Source organism: Gracilibacillus sp. JCM 18860 (genome assembly GCF_055395245.1).
Window position 1 is genome coordinate 1,042,596 of record NZ_AP043868.1, and the last position, 19,107, is coordinate 1,061,702.

The 19,107-nt window shown below is 36.7% G+C and carries 18 protein-coding genes and 1 other annotated feature; of the genes, 11 read left to right on the plus strand and 7 right to left on the minus strand.

Annotation, left to right across the window (positions count from 1 at the left end):
- Positions 1 to 230 precede the first annotated feature (230 nt).
- The 4 genes from ACZ5R4_RS05530 (at position 231) to ACZ5R4_RS05545 (ending at position 3,800) form a co-directional block, all read left to right on the plus strand.
- A complete protein-coding gene (locus tag ACZ5R4_RS05530) occupies positions 231 to 710 on the plus strand; it encodes a GAF domain-containing protein (RefSeq protein ID WP_054861398.1) in 480 nt (159 codons plus the stop codon).
- A gap of 378 nt (positions 711 to 1,088) precedes the next feature.
- Positions 1,089 to 1,691, plus strand: a complete 603-nt coding sequence (gene rpsD / locus ACZ5R4_RS05535) for a 30S ribosomal protein S4 (RefSeq protein WP_054788238.1) — start codon at positions 1,089 to 1,091, stop codon at positions 1,689 to 1,691.
- A 470-nt stretch (positions 1,692 to 2,161) separates the two neighbouring features.
- Positions 2,162 to 2,602: an NUDIX domain-containing protein gene (locus ACZ5R4_RS05540; RefSeq protein ID WP_464368172.1), complete on the plus strand. Its 441-nt coding sequence runs from the start codon at positions 2,162 to 2,164 to the stop codon at positions 2,600 to 2,602.
- Positions 2,603 to 2,900: 298 nt separating this feature from the next.
- Positions 2,901 to 3,800, plus strand: a complete 900-nt coding sequence (locus ACZ5R4_RS05545) for a nucleoside hydrolase (RefSeq protein WP_464368173.1) — start codon at positions 2,901 to 2,903, stop codon at positions 3,798 to 3,800.
- A 124-nt stretch (positions 3,801 to 3,924) separates the two neighbouring features.
- Here the strand turns inward: ACZ5R4_RS05545 and ACZ5R4_RS05550 are convergent, their stop codons facing one another.
- From ACZ5R4_RS05550 to ACZ5R4_RS05560, 3 genes are all read right to left on the minus strand, one after another.
- Positions 3,925 to 4,101 (minus strand): hypothetical protein, encoded by a 177-nt coding sequence (locus ACZ5R4_RS05550; protein ID WP_181397408.1) that lies wholly within the window; start codon positions 4,099 to 4,101, stop codon positions 3,925 to 3,927.
- A gap of 112 nt (positions 4,102 to 4,213) precedes the next feature.
- A complete protein-coding gene (locus ACZ5R4_RS05555) occupies positions 4,214 to 4,669 on the minus strand; it encodes an ASCH domain-containing protein (protein WP_054861409.1) in 456 nt (151 codons plus the stop codon).
- Between the two features lie 75 nt (positions 4,670 to 4,744).
- Entirely contained in the window at positions 4,745 to 6,178 is a 1,434-nt protein-coding gene (locus ACZ5R4_RS05560) for an alanine/glycine:cation symporter family protein (RefSeq protein ID WP_277678592.1), read from the minus strand.
- 384 nt (positions 6,179 to 6,562) lie between these two features.
- On the opposite strand from ACZ5R4_RS05560, the gene ACZ5R4_RS05565 reads away from it, so the two are divergent.
- From ACZ5R4_RS05565 to cydS, 3 genes are read left to right on the plus strand one after another with little or no spacing between them, the layout of a single operon-like run.
- A complete protein-coding gene (locus tag ACZ5R4_RS05565; protein WP_109983005.1) occupies positions 6,563 to 7,888 on the plus strand; it encodes a cytochrome ubiquinol oxidase subunit I in 1,326 nt (441 codons plus the stop codon).
- A gap of 2 nt (positions 7,889 to 7,890) precedes the next feature.
- Positions 7,891 to 8,907, plus strand: coding sequence for a cytochrome d ubiquinol oxidase subunit II (locus tag ACZ5R4_RS05570; RefSeq protein WP_109983006.1), 1,017 nt, complete (start codon positions 7,891 to 7,893; stop codon positions 8,905 to 8,907).
- A gap of 18 nt (positions 8,908 to 8,925) precedes the next feature.
- Positions 8,926 to 9,012 (plus strand): cytochrome bd oxidase small subunit CydS family protein, encoded by an 87-nt coding sequence (gene cydS / locus ACZ5R4_RS05575; RefSeq protein ID WP_425454557.1) that lies wholly within the window; start codon positions 8,926 to 8,928, stop codon positions 9,010 to 9,012.
- A gap of 30 nt (positions 9,013 to 9,042) precedes the next feature.
- Here the strand turns inward: cydS and tyrS are convergent, their stop codons facing one another.
- The gene (tyrS, locus tag ACZ5R4_RS05580; protein ID WP_464368174.1) at positions 9,043 to 10,317 is read right to left on the minus strand and encodes a tyrosine--tRNA ligase; all 1,275 of its coding nucleotides are present in this window, start codon (positions 10,315 to 10,317) and stop codon (positions 9,043 to 9,045) included.
- 49 nt (positions 10,318 to 10,366) lie between these two features.
- Positions 10,367 to 10,573, minus strand: a binding site (T-box leader).
- Positions 10,574 to 10,758: 185 nt separating this feature from the next.
- On the opposite strand from tyrS, the gene ACZ5R4_RS05585 reads away from it, so the two are divergent.
- The 4 genes from ACZ5R4_RS05585 to ACZ5R4_RS05600 all read left to right on the plus strand — a co-directional run bounded on the left by ACZ5R4_RS05585 (position 10,759) and on the right by ACZ5R4_RS05600 (position 16,230).
- A complete protein-coding gene (locus ACZ5R4_RS05585; protein WP_464368175.1) occupies positions 10,759 to 13,701 on the plus strand; it encodes a transglycosylase domain-containing protein in 2,943 nt (980 codons plus the stop codon).
- Positions 13,702 to 13,787: 86 nt separating this feature from the next.
- Positions 13,788 to 14,411: a GNAT family N-acetyltransferase gene (locus tag ACZ5R4_RS05590; protein WP_464368176.1), complete on the plus strand. Its 624-nt coding sequence runs from the start codon at positions 13,788 to 13,790 to the stop codon at positions 14,409 to 14,411.
- Positions 14,412 to 14,425: 14 nt separating this feature from the next.
- The gene (locus tag ACZ5R4_RS05595) at positions 14,426 to 15,073 is read left to right on the plus strand and encodes a CBS domain-containing protein (protein ID WP_054861393.1); all 648 of its coding nucleotides are present in this window, start codon (positions 14,426 to 14,428) and stop codon (positions 15,071 to 15,073) included.
- Positions 15,070 to 16,230: an acetoin utilization protein AcuC gene (locus tag ACZ5R4_RS05600; protein WP_109983011.1), complete on the plus strand. Its 1,161-nt coding sequence runs from the start codon at positions 15,070 to 15,072 to the stop codon at positions 16,228 to 16,230. Before ACZ5R4_RS05595 ends, ACZ5R4_RS05600 begins: the two co-directional genes overlap by 4 nt.
- 21 nt (positions 16,231 to 16,251) lie before the next feature.
- Here the strand turns inward: ACZ5R4_RS05600 and motS are convergent, their stop codons facing one another.
- From motS to ccpA, 3 genes are all read right to left on the minus strand, one after another.
- Positions 16,252 to 17,037, minus strand: coding sequence for a flagellar motor protein MotS (gene motS, locus ACZ5R4_RS05605; RefSeq protein ID WP_464368177.1), 786 nt, complete (start codon positions 17,035 to 17,037; stop codon positions 16,252 to 16,254).
- Positions 17,027 to 17,845, minus strand: a complete 819-nt coding sequence (motP, locus tag ACZ5R4_RS05610; RefSeq protein WP_109983012.1) for a flagellar motor protein MotP — start codon at positions 17,843 to 17,845, stop codon at positions 17,027 to 17,029. The genes motS and motP overlap by 11 nt, the downstream gene beginning before the upstream one ends.
- Positions 17,846 to 17,926: 81 nt before the next feature.
- Positions 17,927 to 18,928 (minus strand): catabolite control protein A, encoded by a 1,002-nt coding sequence (gene ccpA, locus ACZ5R4_RS05615; protein ID WP_464368178.1) that lies wholly within the window; start codon positions 18,926 to 18,928, stop codon positions 17,927 to 17,929.
- Positions 18,929 to 19,107 lie beyond the last annotated feature (179 nt).

Consider the following 19,107-nt stretch of genomic DNA (forward strand, 5'->3'; position numbering starts at 1 on the left):
TGTATGTATCCTTTTCAAAACTTTTGTATATGTAAATAATATCATGTTTCCCCATGGTTTGGCGAAAATTTTAACAAAATTCTCTAGAATATTTTATTTTTTGACCTATTTCGGATAGACCAGAACTTTTCGGCTACAAAATTAACAGCACTTTGAAACGATTTATTTGTCACTTAAAGGCGAATATTGTATGATGATTAAAACTATTTGCATAAAGGAGTGGAGACTGCATGTTTCAAGCATCCCTCTATAATGGAGACAAAGAAAAGGACTACTCACTAGTAATCAAACAGTTAGATGCACTGCTTCAAGGCGAGCCAGATGTGATCGCCAACTTATCCAATGCTTCCGCACTATTAAATCAATTTTTAGATAATATCAATTGGGTTGGATTTTATATTTGGAAGGAAGATGAATTAGTACTTGGACCATTTCAAGGCTTACCTGCTTGTGTAAGGATTAAAAGTGGAAAAGGTGTTTGTGGAACAGCCATTTCCGAGAAAAAAACACAGCTTGTAGCCGATGTAAATCAATTCCCAGGCCACATTGCATGTGATGCAGCAAGTCAGTCGGAAATCGTTGTACCTATCCTTAAGGATGGAGAAATCTTCGGTGTTTTAGATATAGATAGTCCTACAACGAATCGCTTTGATGGAATTGACCAAAAGTACCTAGAACAGTTTGTACAAACACTGGAAAAATATATTTAATTTCTCTAGGGCATCAAAAACAATTTTTTTGTTTTTGATGTTTTTTTGTTAATAGCTTTGGGTAAAGCAATGATCTTACAGAAATTCAAGCATTCTAGTATTGACTTTATCTGTCTAAAATCATATAATGGACTTTGTGTAAAAAAGGTAGCCTATGTGAACCGCCGGCTGACCATTTTGTTCCTTACAGCGGATCTTCAACTAAGTACCACCACGTCCTGTGGTGAATGTTGAAGCCACCACTTCCTGTGGAAATGAGGTGTATCACGTAACTCTCTGCTACTAGGGCGAAGGTACATGAAAACAAAATGGCTGACGAATGTAGGAACACACTGTCTTATTTTATGCAAATCTACTATATAAAGGAGAAGATGTACAATGGCTCGCTATACAGGTTCTGTATGGAAAAAGTCTCGTCGTCTTGGTATCTCATTAACAGGTACTGGTAAGGAGTTAGACAAACGCCCTTATGCACCAGGTCAACATGGACCTAATCAACGTCGTAAACTATCTGAATATGGTTTACAGTTACAAGAAAAACAAAAGCTACGTTTCATGTACGGAGTGAACGAACGTCAATTCCGTAACTTATTCGAGCGTGCTGGTAAAATGAAAGGTATCCATGGTGAAAACTTCATGATTCTTTTGGAATCTCGTTTAGATAACCTTGTTTACCGTTTAGGACTTGCTCGTACTCGTAGACAAGCTCGTCAATTAGTAAACCATGGTCATATTCTTGTAGACGGAAGTCGTGTAGACATTCCTTCTTATCAAGTAAAGCCTGGTCAAGTAATCGGTGTTCGTGAAAAATCTCAAAAGCTAGATATCCTCGCAGAAGCTATTGAGGCTAACACTTTCACACCAGAATACGTTTCTTTCGATGCAGACAAATTAGAAGGTACGTTTACTCGCCTACCAGAGCGTTCTGAGCTACCTGCTGAGATTAACGAAGCGCTTATTGTTGAGTTCTACTCTCGTTAATCGGGATAGAGTGAATAAGAAATGCAAAAAAGCCTTAGAAATGTTGTTATATCAATATTTCAAGGCTTTTTTTTATATGAACTTTGCAAAATAATGCATATAATTAATTTAAATTGGGGCTAAAAATACGTGAGTAGATAGTTAAGGATTGAAATGAAAGAGGGACATAACTAGCCTCTACAATTTAATTATTAATTGTGAAATAGTGATCTTAAACGAACGGGCAGTTTAGTGAAAGGGAAGGAATATCTTCCATATTCCGAGTATTAGTTGTAAAATAAAAATGAACTGGAAAATTGTAGCTAGGGTTCCGCTATCTATATAGGTCAGTGACCAAGGGCTACATCTTTTACAATATGTAAAAGGCACCTATTGACATAAAAGGTCCGAGGGGAAAGGTTCAGCGTATTTGTGATGCGTTGAAAACTTTCTCTTTTGACCTTTTCATTACTTTAAGGGAGGTATATTTTATGAAAAGAATTGATGACTTAAAAGCTGGAGTTGCAGTTATAATTTTGAATGAGGAAAAACAAGTTTTGTTACAGAAAAGGTCAGATGTAAGACTTTGGGGTATTCCTTCAGGACATATAGAAATAGGGGAAACAGTTACTGAGGCAGCTATCAGAGAAGTAAAAGAGGAAACAAATTTAGATATAAAAATTAAAAAACTTATTGGTGTTTACTCTGACCCGAATTCACAGGTGTTTGCCTATCCAAATGAGAAGATAGTACATTTTATAACAACTTGTTTTCTTGCTGAAATTACTGGTGGTGAACTACGATGTAACTCTTCTGAATCGCTAGAAATTAAGTTTTTTGAACAACAAAACCTACCGCAAGACTTATTGAAAATGCATCCTCAATGGTTACAGGATGCACTTGCTAATAGAGATTTGGCGTTTATTCGTTAGTGAAATTCTTATTGAAGTATCGGATGCTTTAGCTGAATTTTTAATTTAAATAGAAAAGGAGCACTTTTTCTGAGGTGCTCCTTTAACTTTTATATAACTTTTTGGAATTGACTTTCCATTCACCTTAACATATAGGTTAAATACACATCACTATTACATTTAGCACATTTAATAAATCCTTTCTTTTCATTTTTGATTCCCTTTTATAGTGGAAAATGTTTATCTAAATTTTAAAAACTTTTTGCAGGATTTATTTATTTTGACATGTAATTAAAATGAACTAACGGGGTTTATGAAAATGGACTATTTTATACCAGAGGACAAAAAAATAAGGGTAATTATTAATACTGATGCCAAGAATGAAGTAGATGATCAGTTTGCAATTGTACATGCGGTACTAAGTTCTTCGTTTAATCTTCATGGAATTATACCTGCTCATTTCGGCGATCGTAAATCAAAGACAAGTTTACAAGATAGTCATGACGAAACAATGTTGCTTCTAGAATTAATGAGTTTGCAGAAGGAATTCCGTATTGAAGATGGTGCAGCAAATGCTATGCCGGATGAAGTAACGCCCGTAGATTCTCCAGGAGCAAGATTAATTATAGAAGAAGCAATGAAGGATGATAATCGACCTCTTCATGTAGCATTCTATGGCCCGCTTACTGATATGGCCTCTGCATTACTAATTGAACCAAAAATTGCTGACAAAGACATAAAGGTAATTTGGATTGGTGGTGGTGAGTGGCCATCTGGGGGGCAGGAATATAATTTATCAAACGATATTCATTCCGCAAATGTAGTATTTAAGTCTAACCTTGAAGTGTGGCAAATACCAAGAAATGTATATCGTATGATGCCTGTCGGCTATGCAGAGCTTATTGAAAGAGTATACCCGCATGGTGAAATCGGCAAATACCTGGCAGAGGAGGTTATTTATTTTAATAATCAAAGTATATCGAGACCTGCAGAATACCGAATACTTGGTGATTCCCCAGCTGTTGGTGTAATGATATATCCGGATTGTGGTAAATGGACATGGAAACCTGCACCAGTTTTTGATCAGAACATGAATTATTTTCATTCCGGTAAATTTCGACCGATTAAAGTATATGAAACAATTGATTCACGATTTATTCTCGAAGATTTCTTTGCAAAGTTAAGTCATTTTTCTAGAGCAAATTGTAGTTATGAGTAAATAAAATGACATGATGAATTTTAAAATGTCCACATTATAAGAAGCATAAAAAAAGAGACGCCCTGACACTCGTGAGGGCTATCCCATAGTTTTAAAACATCATCAATATATTGTATATACTATCTTATTTTACAAACGTACCTGCATTCAAACGTTTTTGCATTTCCGTAACCATTAAAGAGGGTTTACTAACCTTCCGATCAATAGGTGTATCTAAGTAATTTTGCAACGTACTAATAGGTTGTGGTCCGAGATACTTATCAACTTTTGTATTGATAAGCTTTTGTAATGTCCCAACCATTGTACTACCACTGATACCATATGTTACGCCAGATATGAACAGTAGCGCTATTTCGAGATAATCTTAGGGTTTGTTAGTCCACCGAAATTTTAAAAATAATAATGCCAATCCATCATTCACCTTTTACATTGACCAATTCAAACCGTTCACAAACAAGCATGATATCCTCAGAAAATTCAAGATCATATCGACTTAATTCTTCTGTAAAGAACTCTATATGAACCCTTTTCCAATAATCGTAGGTTCTATCTCCCTCTCCTTCTGCTATGGCAAATTCCTCTGACACTTGATTCATCGGCATGATTTCTACTTCTGTTGTTCTAATAATTGCCACTGGCTCGTCTTTACTGTTTAAAATAATGCTATAATCACCCACTGCTGGTAGCTTTTCCTCTTCTTTATCGTATAAAATTTTTGCTGAGCAGGTTGCTGTTTTTATACCTTCCATAACGAGCTGTGCTAAATAATCAGGGTTTCCTCCAAATTGCCAGGCTGTTACGGTATGTTGATTTTCTACTGATTTTGATAAGGTATAGTGAATCCAATAACTCTGTGCCGCTTCATTCATTTCATATTCCTTCTCTCTCTTTGTTCTAGTAAAAAAGAAGGCTTCCATTACAAAAGCCTTCTTTCTACTATACCATTATTTCGTTCCTTTTTGGTTATCCTGTGCTCCCCACCATGAGACGTTTTTCAAACCTTTAATATTTTTATAATGGAATACAGGATCTTTGCCTTCCTTTTTCTGACTAATATAATCATTAAGTACATTGATCGTTATTTTTGTTAGGAATAGGATTGCCACAAGGTTAACGACAGCCATCATTGCCATGAATAAATCTGCCATACTCCATACAATTTGGATCGAAGCTAAGGAGCCGAACATCACCATTGCTAAAACAATAAGACGATAGATTGTTAGTAATGTCTTGCTTTCTCTTAGATAGGCAATGTTTGTTTCCCCATAGTAATAATTTCCGATTACGGAACTAAACGCAAATAAGAAAATCGTTATCGCTACAAAAATGGATGCCCATTCACCTACATGTGAGCTTAGAGCGACCTGTGTCAGTTGAATACCATCCTCTGATGCTTGATAAAAGCCATCATATAACACAATGATAAATGCGGTAATACTACAAATCACGATCGTATCAAAGAAAACAGCTAATGATTGTACAAGCCCCTGCTTTACTGGGTGATTGACACCAGCAGAAGCGGCTGCATTCGGCGCACTACCCATACCAGCCTCGTTAGAAAATAACCCTCTTTTTATCCCGTACATCATAGCTGCACCCATTGTTCCACCGATAGCTTCCTCCAGTCCAAATGCATTCTTGATTATCATCATGAAAACATCAGGTAGAGCCGTAATATTTGTGATCATTACATATAAACCAACTACTATGTAGATGATTGCCATGAATGGTACAATGACTCCAGCTATAGACGCAATTCGCTTAATTCCTCCAAATATAATAATGGCAGCTAAAACGACTAGAATGATACCAGTCCAGATTGGATCAACATTGAATGCCTCATCCACAGCACCAGATATTGTATTCGCTTGCACTGCATTAAAGACAAAGCCGAATGTAATTGTAATTAAAATGGAAAATAAAATACCCATCCATTTTTGTCCTAATGCTTTTTCCATATAATAAGCTGGTCCGCCACGAAATCCGTCTCGATCAGGCACCTTATATACTTGAGCAAGTGTACTTTCCACAAATGCTGTTGCCATACCGATTAGTGCGACAACCCACATCCAAAATACAGCTCCAGGTCCACCAATAGCAACTGCTAATGCTACACCTGCTAAGTTACCAGTACCAACCCTTGAGGCGATAGAGATACTAAATGCTTGAAAGGCATTTGTTCCTCGCTTACCACTTTGCTCTACTGCCTCCTCACGAATAACCTTAAACATTTCTCCAAACAAACGAAATTGGATAAATTTTGTTCTAAGTGTAAAAAATAATCCTGCACCTATTAATAAATAAATAAGGACATAATCCCATAATATGAGGTTTCCCCATTCTACTATCTTGTTGAGTATTTCTTCTATCATACTCATTCTCCAACACCTTCCCTTCTTTTCTCTCCAATATATACCCTATTTCCATTAAAAATATCATAAAACGTCAAAAGAGAATTTTTTTCACCCATATAACATTACCAATAGACCGTTACGATTTCAATAAGAAAGAATGGTATTATTACCAAATCTTGAAAAGGGATATCTGATTTGATATCCTCACTTAAAGGTATCCTATTCAATTAAGACGTATAATATTATCTTTTAAGCTGAAAATGAATAAGAAGCACGGGAAATGAAAAGAGGTTTTTACATGTACCAAAAGCATGAGCGGAAATTAGTCATTTTACTAGTCGTCATCGCTATTCTACTAGGTATTGCACTTCTGAGAAGAATTTTAATGGGATAAAGGGAGTTTTATTCATGGATAGTGTATTTTATAGTCGCGTATTAACGGAACTAACCCTCACCTTTCATATTATCTATGCAACGATAGGAGTTGGCATTCCTCTATTCATCTTTATGGCTCAATGGATGGGGATTAAAAAGCAGGATGAGCATTATATTCTCATGGCAAGAAGGTGGACAAGAGGATATATTATTACAGTTGCTGTAGGAGTTGTCACAGGAACAGCTATTGGCTTACAGTTGAATTTGCTTTGGCCAACCTTTATGCAGCTTGCTGGTAAGGCAATTGCATTACCCTTATTTATGGAAACCTTCGCCTTCTTCTTTGAGGCTATTTTCCTTGGTATTTATTTGTATACATGGGATCGTTTTAAGGATCAGAAGAAGCATATGCTTTTATTAATTCCTGTTGCGATCGGGGCATCTTGTTCTGCTGTTTTTATCACAATGGTGAATTCTTTTATGAATGCACCTCAGGGATTTGAAATGATGAATGGTGAATTCATTAATGTTCAACCATTAGTTGCCATGTTTAATCCCGCAATGCCGACAAAGGTTGCTCATGTGCTTGCAACTGCTTATATGACAGCTGCCTTTATACTAGCTTCTATTGGTGCTTATCGCATTATCAAAGGCTCCAATCATATCTACCATAAGAAGGCCCTCTTACTAACGATAAAGGTCGGTCTCGTATTTGCCATTGCTTCTGCAATTATCGGGGATTTCTCAGGAAAATATTTAGCAGCCTACCAACCAGAAAAGCTAGCCGCTATGGAGTGGCACTTCGAAACAGAAGAAGAGGCTTCTCTTACTCTATTTGGCGTCTTAACTAATGGTGATGAGATCAAGTATTCTATTGAAATCCCTTATGCCCTAAGCATTTTGGCACATGGGAATCCAACCTCCAAAGTGCTTGGATTGGATCAATTCCCAAAGGAAGATGTTCCACCGCTCTATATACATTATCTATTTAACATTATGGTCATGATCGGCATGTTCGTTGCACTAGTTGCCCTAATCTATATCGTCGGAAATTGGCTAAGGAAGAAATTTGTTTACAAAAAATTCTTTTTATGGACACTAGTCACGACAGGGCCATTATGTATGCTCGCGATCGAGGCTGGCTGGTGGCTTGCAGAAGTAGGAAGACAGCCTTGGGTACTAAGAGGAATACTTAGAACAGAGGATGCGGCTACAACGAGTAATGATGTCGACATCATGCTATATCTCTTTATCGGCTTATACCTTCTATTAGGGATTGCGAGTGTCATTGTACTTATCCGTATGTTTAAAGCAAACCCAATCGAACGTGAATTAAGAGATCGAGAAGGTGGGGAGTAACCATGTCATATGAATTAATTGGAATATCTGTTTTGTGGCTTTTCTTATTCGGGTATATTATTATTGCTTCGATCGACTTTGGTGCAGGTTTTTTTAATGCCTATAGTTTATTAACGAGAAAAAATCATATCATCAGTAATATTATCCAAAGATATCTATCCCCTGTATGGGAGGTTACCAATGTTTTTCTTGTTTTTTTCTTTGTCGGTATCGTCGGTTTTTTCCCATCCACGGCTTATTATTATGGAACTGTTTTACTCGTACCTGCAAGCTTAGGAATTATATTACTTGCTATTAGGGGCTCGTACTATGCTTTTACGACCTACGGAAAGTTAAAGAGTCACTTTTGGACCTATTTATATGGATTTTCAGGTTTATTAATTCCTGCCTCCTTATCAATCGTTCTCACTATTTCTGAAGGAGGATTTATTGACAACACGTCAGCAGGGTTATCTCTAGATTATGTGGCACTATTTTTCAGTCCACTAACTTGGAGTATTGTCACATTAAGCTTAACCTCTGTCCTGTATATATCGGCTGTCTTTCTCACTTGGTATGCCAATGAAGCTAAGGATGAGCAGGCAACTGCATTATTAAGAAAATATGCGCTTATTTGGGCATTTCCTGCGATTATTACAGCAGGTGGAATTATAGTAGAACTCCGTGTCCATAATGAACTGCATTTTCAAAACATGCTCAATGTGTGGTGGATGTTTCTGCTATCTGGAATTTTATTTGCTGCAACTGTATATCTGATCTGGAAAAAAAGAAATTACGGGGTTGCTTTTTTGTTATTAATTGGTCAATTCTTGATCGCGTTCTTTGCTTATGGTATCTCCCATTATCCATATTTGCTTTATCCTTACCTAACTATTGCAGAGGGCTTTACAAATGAAGGAATGGCTATAGCATTAATTATCGCATTCATTGCTGGATTTTGCTTATTGTTACCTTCTTTATATCTATTACTTCGATTATTCTTATTTAACAAAAATTATGTTCAAGGAAAAATTAAGTAGTGGAAGGGGTGGTCTTACATGGATGATTTTATACATTTTTACGCTCCGTTTATCGTCATAGTGATTTCGATGATTTTTTCCTTTTGGTTTGTGAGTAAAGACTAGAGGACCTTCTAATAGAAAGTCCTCTTGCTTTTATTTATAACGAATGAGGAAATATTTCTTCTTCCCTCTTCTTATAATGGTGAATTTCTCTTCGATTCGATCTGAGGCAGAAATTTGGTGCTCTAGATCTTGGTTTCTTTCTCCATTTATATAAACTGCCCCATTCTTAATGTCCTCACGAGCTTGGCGTTTAGAGGAAGAGATTCCAGCTGTTACGAGTAAATCGACTAAACCGATCTCTTTATCTTCTATGGCGACTGAAGGCACATCCTTAAAGCCTTGTTCTATTTCAGCAGCATTGAGACTTTTTAGTTCTCCACTAAACAAAGCATCGGTAATTTTTATCGCTTGGCTCAATGCTTCTTCACCATGAACAAGTTTTGTCATCTCTTCTGCCAACCGTTTATGTGGCACCCGTTTTTCAGGCGCTGTTTCTAATTCTTGCTCAAGAGCTTTTATTTCGTCCATATCAAGGAAGGTGAAATATTTGATAAAACGAATGACATCACGGTCGTCTGTATTGATCCAGAATTGGTAAAATTCATATGGAGAAGTTTTATCAGAATCTAACCAAACCGCTCCACCTGCTGTTTTTCCAAATTTTGTGCCATCACTTTTGGTGATCAGTGGGACCGTTAATCCGAAAACCTTCGCTTCTTCTTGATTTTTTTCAGATCTAGTACGTCTTATTAGCTCCATACCTGCAGTAATATTACCCCATTGGTCACTACCACCGATTTGCAATGTGCAATTTTCTTTTTCATATAGGTTCATAAAATCAATGGATTGTAAAATCATATAACTGAATTCTGTGAATGAAATCCCATTTTCGATCCTTGAATCGACAGAGTCTTTTGCTAGCATATAATTAATCCCAAAATGTTTACCTACATCGCGCAATACTTCTATAAATGTCATAGAATGAAGCCATTCATGGTTATTCCGAGCAACGGCACTGTTTTTTCCATTGTCAAAATTAAGAATACCTGCTAGCTGTTCTTTAATCTTATCACTGAATCCTTGTACAACCTCTTCACTGTTTAACGAACGTTCTGTCGATCTCCCACTTGGATCGCCAATTAAGCCTGTTCCCCCACCGATTAATGCAATAGGGCGATGTCCAGCTTGTTGAAATCTTTTGAGCATTAGAATTGGTAGCAAATGTCCAATATGAAGACTATCAGCTGTAGGATCAAACCCACAGTAGAGGGTAACGATATTATCTTCTAAATGTTGGCGAAGTCCCTCATCATCTGTTGTTTGTTGAATTAAGTCCCTTTGTTTCAGATCATCCAAAATATGCATGTATTTCATTCCTCCTATTTTTATTCAATAAAAAAACTCCTCCCTCTAAATAAGGGACGAGATTATCGCGGTACCACCCTTGTTGCAATAAAAAAGTATTGCCACTTAACAAATATCGATGCTGGATACACCGTCTTCATCTTCATGAAGAAACTCCTGATCGTAATTCATTCCATGATTATTACTAACTTCCACCGACCGTTAGCTCTCTTCATAAGGGAATCATGTCCTTACTGCAATCAATCAACGTTTAGCTTATAAAGTTATTATTACATTTTTAGCATATATCTAAATGAAATGCAATAAAAATTTAATATTTTTATCATTTGCAAAGAAAACGTCATGATCCTCACTCATAGACACCATTCAAATCAAAAAAAGAAAGCATTTTACATTGACGATTATGCTATAATAATGATTGGGGAAATGGAGGTTTGTTGAATGAATAATAAAAACTTCTTTCATATATGCTGGCAATACATACAAAAAGGCTGGCACTCTTTTTGGGAACTTTGGAAGAAAAACAAGATTCAAAGATCTGCAAGAATAAGTTATCACATCATTTGGAATATAATGTTATTTTTTATAACTCTCGCTATCATTGGTTTCTTTTTTGTCGGTGGGCTAGGTGCAGGCTATTTTGCTTCCCTAGTGTCTGATGAGGAAATCCAAACAAAAGAGGAAATGTCTACAGCTATTTATAATTATGAAGAGACTTCTGAATTATATTTTGCCGAGAATCAATTCCTAGCAGATGTTCAAACAGATTTACAAAGGGATGAAGTCTCCTTAGACAAAGTAAGCGAATTTGTTAAGAAAGCAATTATTGCTACAGAGGACGAGTATTTCGAAACACACAATGGTGTTGTCCCGAAAGCTATTTTACGTGCTGTATTCCAAGAGGTGACGAACGCTCAGACGAAAACAGGTGGGAGTACACTTACACAACAAATTATTAAAAACCAGCTGCTAACCAATGAAGTTTCTTTTGAACGAAAAGCAAAGGAAATGTTATTAGCCTTAAGATTGGAGAAATTCTTTGAAAAAGATGAGATTCTTGAGGCCTATTTAAATATCGTACCATTTGGTAGAAATGCATCTGGTCAAAACATTGCAGGAGTACAAACAGCTGCTCAGGGAATTTTCGGTGTAAATGCGGCTGATCTTAACTTAGCACAATCTGCTTATATCGCCGGTTTGCCTCAAAGTCCTTCTTATTACACACCTTTTGTTAATAATGGTGGATTAAAGGATCAAGCTGGCTTAGAACCTGGTCTAACCAAAATGAAAACTGTATTGTCACGGATGCTAGATGCTGGTTATATTGATAAAAAGCAATATGACGAAGCAGTTAACTATGATATCGTGGCAGATTTTAAAAAACCAGAGGATTCGATGCTGGAGGAATACCCTTGGCTTGTGAAAGAATTAAAAGAGCGATCTATTGATATCCTCACTAATGTGTTAGCAGAGCAAGATGGATACACCGCTGAGGATTTAGCATCTAGTGATGTTCTTCAAGAAGAGTACCAAATTAGAGCAGAACGAGAGCTCGGAAGTAACGGTTACCGTATCCATTCTACCATCGATAAAAAGCTCTATGATGTTTTTCAACAAGTGGCGAAAAGCTATGATAATTATGGAAGAGATAAATTAGCAGTAAATGAAAATACGAATGAACCAATTATGGTAGAAAATCCTGAAACTGGTGAAATGGAACAGTTAGGACTACAGCCAGTACAAGTGGGAAGTATTTTAATTGAAAACAGTACTGGTAGAATATTAAGCTTTGTCGGTGGTCGTGACTTTGAAACATCTCAATACAATCATGCAACAGAAACGAGAAACCCTAATGGTAGTACCATGAAGCCATTAGCAGCATATGCACCAGCTATGGAATTAGGAGTTGTACAGCCAGGCTCAGTCGTCGCCGATGTTGCCAAGAACTTTAGAGGCTATAATCGACCTCCTACTAACTACACTGGAGGGTATTATGGATTAGTTTCTGTAAGGGAAGCATTATACAAATCTCATAACATTTCAGCATTGCAGGTTTATGACAAAATCTTAGATCAAAATCCAGCCAAGCTATTTTTAGATAAGATGGGCTTTGACGGATTAACAGAGGTTCAAGGACATAGTGATTATGAAAATCTCTCCTTAACACTAGGTAGTCCCTACAATGGGGTTACTGTCGAGGAGAATGTCAATGCTTATGCTACATTTGGAAACATGGGAAATTTCGTGGATGCTTACATGATTGAAAAAATTGAAACAAAAGATGGCAAGGTTGTATATGAACATAAAGGTGAATCAGAAGAAGTCTTTAGCCCTCAAACAAGCTATTTGACCATTGATATGATGCGTGACGTATTAACTCGTGGTACAGGTACAGCAGCTAGAGCAACTTTAACTAACAAAAGTGTGGACTGGGCCGGAAAGACGGGTACGTCAAACGACTTCCAAGATACATGGTTTGTAGCAACGAATCCGAATGTAACGATCGGTACATGGATGGGCTATGACTATAACCAGCAGTTAGATTCGCAAGGTTATAGTAGTCGAAATAATATCTTTTGGGGCAAGCTTGTCAATGCGGCTACGGAGGTTCGTCCTGAATTAATGGCGCCATCCCAATCATTTGAACGACCTGATGGTATTGTTTCTAGAAGCTATTGTGCAACATCAGGAGATCTGCCATCAGATGTATGTAAAGATTTAGGTCTTGTCCGAACGGATATTTACAATGCGAAATACGTACCTACTGAAAAGGATAACAGTTTAATTCGCGAAAATTATGTAATGGTTGGTGACAAGGCTGTACTAGCAAGTGATAAGACACCAAGTGAATTTACGAAAGAGGAAGGTGCCATTTTTAACCCTGAATGGTTGAAAGAAAAGGGTTATGACAAATTATCAAATATCAAGCAATTGATACCTAGAAACGCATCTGGTGGATGGTTAAAACTAACCTTCCCTAATAGTGGAACGTTAAAAACAAATGGGGAAAATCCTAACCCACCATCTACACTTCAGGTTTCAGGTCAAACATTAAAGTGGAATGACTCAAGTAGCAGTGACGTTGTTGGCTACCGAATTTATCGCTCAAGTAGCTCCAGTGATAAATTTCAACGGGTTGGTAGCACAACGTCCACTAGCTTTAAAGTTCCTGATAATAATGCGGTATATCACATACGAGCAGTTGATTATTCAGGTCTAGAATCACGACCATCTAAAAGTGTCGTCTATGGTGATACGAAAGTGGAAGAAAAGAAGAAAAAAGAAGAAGGAAAAAGTGAAAAAGAGACAAGCTCTTCAAAGGATGTAAAGAAAGAAGAGAAAAAAGAATCTGCGAAAAAAGAAGACAAGAAACAAGAAGAATGATCCATCCTGCCCCTGATCGACTTTTGATGATCAGGGGTTTCTTTTGTATAATAAAGGTACTAGAGTACAAAGAGGTGATACTTCCATTGATCCATTCCAAAAAAACATTCTCCAGCCATTTATCAACATCATTAGGAGAAATTCAGCTAAAAGGACCAATGACAGAAGAAGAATTGAAGCAATACCCATTGCATTCACGACTTGATTCCTTTCGTAGGGCTAATCAACAGCATCAAGCACTCATCGAAATTGCTAATCTTGAGGAAGGCCGAGTGAACGTTGCCATATCGGAAAAAGTAATTATTGGTTATGTGACATTTTTACACCCCGACCCTATTGAAAGATGGTCTACCTTTTATATGGAAAATTTATTAGAATTAGGAGCGATTGAAATAGCTCCTTCTTATCGTGGAATAGGATTGGGATCCAAGCTAATTGAGCTATCTGTTACTGATCCATTTATGGAAAATTACATCATTATTTCCACAGAATATTATTGGCATTGGGATTTGAACAATTCAAAGCTAAGTGTGTGGGATTATCGTAAGATTATGGAAAAAATGATGTTTGCTGGTGGGCTAACCCCGGCCCCTACTAATGATCCAGAAATCATGGCACATCCTGCCAACTGTTTAATGGTTCGTATTGGAAAAAACGTAAGAGAAAAAGATAGGAAGCTATTCGATCAATTAAGATTTTTAAATGCATAGAAAGGATGGTAGCCATGTTTGTCCAAGAAATTATGAAGAAAAAGGTAATCAGTCTCAAGAAGCATAATACCATTGCAGATGCATTGTCTTTATTACACAAGCATCACATTCGTCATATTCCAATCGTAGATGACGATCAACATTTGATAGGAATCGTATCAGATCGTGATATCCGTGATGCTAGTCCCTCTATACTTGACTCTGAGATTAATCAAGCATTATTAGACCACACCATTGATCAAATTATGTCATCACCTGTTGTTACCACACACCCTGATGAACTGTTTGAAGAGGTGGCAAATATTTTTTACGAAAAGGAATTTGCGTGTGTCCCAGTTGTCCATCAAAAGAAATTAATTGGAATGGTCACAGAAAAAGACTTGCTCTATGCCTTTATACAATTAACCGGAACACAAGGACCAAGTACACGTTTAGAAATAAGGGTACCGGATCGAGTGGGTATACTTTCAGATGTAAGCACTTTCTTCTCCAAGCGCAATATTAAAATTGTTTCTGTGTACACCTATCCTACTCCACAGCAATCGGGCTTTAAAATACTGGTGTTTCGGATTCAAACAATGAACCCAATGAATATGATCCATGATATCAAACAGAGTAAGGAATTTGAAGTTGTGACACCAATGAGGGAGGATAACGAATGAACGCTTGTAAGGCAGCATTTGTTTACTCAGATGATTTTCTAGCCTATTCTTTCCATGAAAATCATCCCTTTAATCAAAAGAGAATTCTCTTGACCAAAAAATTATTAGAAAATCACCATGCCCTTACTATAGATCAAGTGATTACTCCTCCTGTGGCAGAGGAAGAAGACATTTTATCCATTCATTCTCCAGAATATATCCATGCAGTGAAACATGCTAGTAAACTCGAGCCTGTAGCTAATCAAGAGATTTATGGAATAGGGACAACAGATACCCCTATGTTTCAGAATATGTATGATGCCGCTAGACGAATAGTTGGTGGTAGTATAGAAGCTGCTAACCTTGTTCTAACAAACCAAGTAGATCATGCCTTGAATTTAGCGGGAGGACTTCACCATGGCTTTCCGACACATGCATCTGGATTTTGTATATTAAATGATATTGCTATCACCATTCAATATATTCGTCAACATTATCACCTTAAAGTTTTATATATTGATATAGACGCCCATCACGGTGACGGGGTACAGCACTGTTTCTATGATGATCCTAACGTCTGTACCGTTTCCTTTCACGAAACTGGCAGATATTTATATCCAGGGACAGGGAAGATTAGTGAACGTGGGATAAAAAAAGGCTTTGGATATAGCTTTAATTTTCCATTAGATGCATTCACAGAAGATGATTCCTATTTACATACGTTTAACGAATCGATCGACAAAATTGCTAGTTATTTTCAGCCTGATATTATCGTGAGTCAGCACGGAACAGATACTCATTATCTAGATCCTTTAACACATATGCATACTACTATGAAAATCTATGAAACAATACCGAAAAAAATCCATCAGCTTGCTCAACAATATTGTGGTGGGAAGTGGGTAGCGCTTGGTGGTGGAGGGTATGATATTTGGCGAGTTGTTCCACGAGCTTGGGCACAGCTATGGAATATTATGCAGACAAACACTTCATTTTCTGGTGCCATCTCATCTGATTGGATTGAAGAATGGCAAAAAGAAAGTCCAGTCACTTTACCTACTACTTGGCATGACTCATTGGAGAATTATAAAGCAATTCCACGAAGAAAGGAAATTAGCGAATTTAATCGACAAGTGTTAGAGCAAGTCTTGAAATTTGTGGAAAACGCCAAAAACTAAAAAAGGATGCTCTAAGCATCCTTACTCTTTCACATCTAATTCTAAGATCACCATTTCTACCCTTCTATTTTTACTCCAATTCTCTGGAGAATTATTTGGAACAACAGGGCGAGTGTCACCAAAACCGGCTGCGATAAATCGAGAGGAGTCAAAGTTATTATTCGCTAAGATATAGCGTATTACACTACTTGCCCTTGCAACCGATAATTCCCAGTTAGAAGGGTAACGATAGTTAGAGATAGGTCGATCATCCGTATGACCCTCCACTCTTACTTCGTTAGGAATATTGGAAATTAAGGTAGAAACTTTATCGAGAAAAGGTTTGGCAGGCTCAAGAACATCTGCTTCCCCTGTTTCGAACAACACATTCTCCTGTAGAACAAGAACAACACCTTGATCTGTTCTAGAAGCGGAAATAACATCATTCAAATTGTTTTCATTTAAGAATCTCTCGACCTCAGCTAACAATTCATCTAATGTATCTTTATTTTCCGTTATCTCTGCATTATGTACCTCTGGTGTTTCCTTCGGTTGATCGGTCACATCATTCTTTTCTTCCATTTCATCATTTAGACCTTTAACCTCATTCATCGCATTTTCTTTTTCAACAATGGATGGCATGGAATCAAAAATATTTTCAGCTCTTAATGCTTCGGCAACCTTTTTGAATTTTTCAGCATCAATTTGGGACATAGTAAATAATAAGATAAAGAAGACTAGAATTAAAGTGACCATATCAGAATACGTAACCATCCATTTTGGGGCACCTTTGTCAACAGATTTACGTCTTTCTCTATTACGCCTCATTGAAAGACTCCTCTACTAACTCTTCCACATCTTCTTTTTTATTTTTTACTTTATCAGATAGAAATGCACTCAATTTCTCATTTAAAATTCTAGGATTCTGTCCAGATTGGACACCGATAACACCTTCGATGATCACCTGTTTGATAAAAACTTCTTCATTTGTCTTTTCTTCTAATTTACCTGCCATTGGCAAAAATACAAGATTAGCTAATACAGATCCATAGAAAGTCGTAATAAGGGAAACTGCCATGCTCGGGCCAAGGGTTTCTGGGTCTTGTAAATTTTGTAGCATTAAAATTAAGCCAATTAATGTACCAATCATTCCCCATGCTGGCGCGTATTCGCCCGCCTTTTCAATGATTAATCTTCCACGATAATGTCTATCTTCCATTGCATCAATTTCTGCATTCATAATGTCATTGATCACTTCTGGCTCAATTCCATCAATCGCTAGTAGAACCCCTTTTTTAATAAATGGATCTTCTACTTCTTCTAATTCATTTTCTAATGCTAGAAGCCCTTCTCTTCTAGCTCTTTCTGACAATCTTTCAAATAGTGTAATTAATTCTGCAAGATCATGGTCATTTCGTCTGAAGGTTTCTTGAAGAACATCTTTCGTTGTTTTGATTTGTTTAATATTAAAATTAACCAAAAGTGCAGCAACTAATCCTCCAAGAACGATAAGAACGGAAGACCCGTGAATAAAACCAACAAAGCCTCCCATTCCTCCACTTGATACAATTCCGAACATGATCATCATAAATCCTACCGTAATACCAATTGGTGTAAAAATGTCTCTCTTTTTCATTTTTTTCTCTCCCTAAACTATGAAAAGCATTAAAATATCTCACTAAAAAAGGAAAATTACATTACACCAATAGTATCGGCATTAATTTTGTTTTGTTGAGTTTCTTTTGACAATTTGATGTGGTAAAACGACATTTTGTTCATCTACATTTTCTTTGTTCATAAATTTAGTAAGTAAACGCATAGCAACAGCACCGATATCATACATTGGCTGAACAACTGTTGTTAATGTTGGTCGAACCATTGTCGCAAGTCTCGTATTATCAAAACCAAATACTTCTACATCCTCTGGGACTTTTACCCCATTGTCTTGTAACCCGTGTATAATTCCTAAAGCAATCTCATCAGTTGCCGCAAAAACAGCCTTTGGATAATCCTTTAATTGAATAATTTGGTTTGCTGCTTGTACTCCAAATTCATAAGAAAATTCACCTTTTATTACATAATCTTCATTAACCGCTTGTTTTGCTTCGGTAATCGCTCGTTCATAACCTTTATATTTAAGCTCATTAACGACCGATTCTTCCTCCCCAGTTACGTAGAAAGGATGCTTTGTCCCATTATTGATTAAGTGGGATGTCGCTTCAAATGCCGCTTGTTCATAATCAATATTAACCGATGGAATAGTCTCTGTCGCATCAATTGTAGCCGCAAGAGCAACTGGAACAGGTGATGTTTTTAGTTGTTGCACATGCTCTTCTGAAATGGTTGCTCCCATATATATGAGACCATCTACTTGTTTTTCAAACATTGTATTGATTAATCGAAGCTCTTTATCTTTATTTTGGTCAGAGTTACTTAAAATAATATTATATTTGTACATTGTAGCAATATCATCAATTCCTCGTGCTAACTCAGAGAAAAAGATACTTGAGATGTCAGGGATAATAACTCCAACCGTTGTTGTCTTTTTACTTGCTAAACCTCTTGCTACGGCATTTGGACGATATCCTAGCCGTTCAATCGTATTCAATACTTTTTTACGAGTAGCCGGTTTCACATTCGGATTACCATTCACTACTCTTGATACTGTAGCCATAGACACATTTGCTTCTCTTGCTACATCATAAATGGTTACATTCATTTTCTAAACCTCCAAAAATTATTAGTTTCATTAGTATATTTTTTCATCATCCATTACTAGTATTTATTCCACGAATTAAAACCAGTCCAAAAAGGATAGTATATCATTACTATTATAACAAAACTCATAGATTAATTTACAATATTTCGCATAAAATTCGATTTTTTTTCATATTATTC

What these genes read in the sequence shown, in the direction of transcription:
- ACZ5R4_RS05530 (WP_054861398.1), top strand. Translation starts at nt 231, where the DNA reads ATGTTTCAAGCATCCCTCTATAATGGAGACAAAGAAAAGGACTACTCA.
- rpsD (WP_054788238.1), top strand. Translation starts at nt 1,089, where the DNA reads ATGGCTCGCTATACAGGTTCTGTATGGAAAAAGTCTCGTCGTCTTGGT.
- ACZ5R4_RS05540 (WP_464368172.1), top strand. Translation starts at nt 2,162, where the DNA reads ATGAAAAGAATTGATGACTTAAAAGCTGGAGTTGCAGTTATAATTTTG.
- ACZ5R4_RS05545 (WP_464368173.1), top strand. Translation starts at nt 2,901, where the DNA reads ATGGACTATTTTATACCAGAGGACAAAAAAATAAGGGTAATTATTAAT.
- ACZ5R4_RS05550 (WP_181397408.1), bottom strand. Translation starts at nt 4,101, where the DNA reads ATGGTTGGGACATTACAAAAGCTTATCAATACAAAAGTTGATAAGTAT.
- ACZ5R4_RS05555 (WP_054861409.1), bottom strand. Translation starts at nt 4,669, where the DNA reads ATGAATGAAGCGGCACAGAGTTATTGGATTCACTATACCTTATCAAAA.
- ACZ5R4_RS05560 (WP_277678592.1), bottom strand. Translation starts at nt 6,178, where the DNA reads ATGAGTATGATAGAAGAAATACTCAACAAGATAGTAGAATGGGGAAAC.
- ACZ5R4_RS05565 (WP_109983005.1), top strand. Translation starts at nt 6,563, where the DNA reads ATGGATAGTGTATTTTATAGTCGCGTATTAACGGAACTAACCCTCACC.
- ACZ5R4_RS05570 (WP_109983006.1), top strand. Translation starts at nt 7,891, where the DNA reads ATGTCATATGAATTAATTGGAATATCTGTTTTGTGGCTTTTCTTATTC.
- cydS (WP_425454557.1), top strand. Translation starts at nt 8,926, where the DNA reads ATGGATGATTTTATACATTTTTACGCTCCGTTTATCGTCATAGTGATT.
- tyrS (WP_464368174.1), bottom strand. Translation starts at nt 10,317, where the DNA reads ATGCATATTTTGGATGATCTGAAACAAAGGGACTTAATTCAACAAACA.
- ACZ5R4_RS05585 (WP_464368175.1), top strand. Translation starts at nt 10,759, where the DNA reads ATGAATAATAAAAACTTCTTTCATATATGCTGGCAATACATACAAAAA.
- ACZ5R4_RS05595 (WP_054861393.1), top strand. Translation starts at nt 14,426, where the DNA reads ATGTTTGTCCAAGAAATTATGAAGAAAAAGGTAATCAGTCTCAAGAAG.
- ACZ5R4_RS05600 (WP_109983011.1), top strand. Translation starts at nt 15,070, where the DNA reads ATGAACGCTTGTAAGGCAGCATTTGTTTACTCAGATGATTTTCTAGCC.
- motS (WP_464368177.1), bottom strand. Translation starts at nt 17,037, where the DNA reads ATGAGGCGTAATAGAGAAAGACGTAAATCTGTTGACAAAGGTGCCCCA.
- motP (WP_109983012.1), bottom strand. Translation starts at nt 17,845, where the DNA reads ATGAAAAAGAGAGACATTTTTACACCAATTGGTATTACGGTAGGATTT.
- ccpA (WP_464368178.1), bottom strand. Translation starts at nt 18,928, where the DNA reads ATGAATGTAACCATTTATGATGTAGCAAGAGAAGCAAATGTGTCTATG.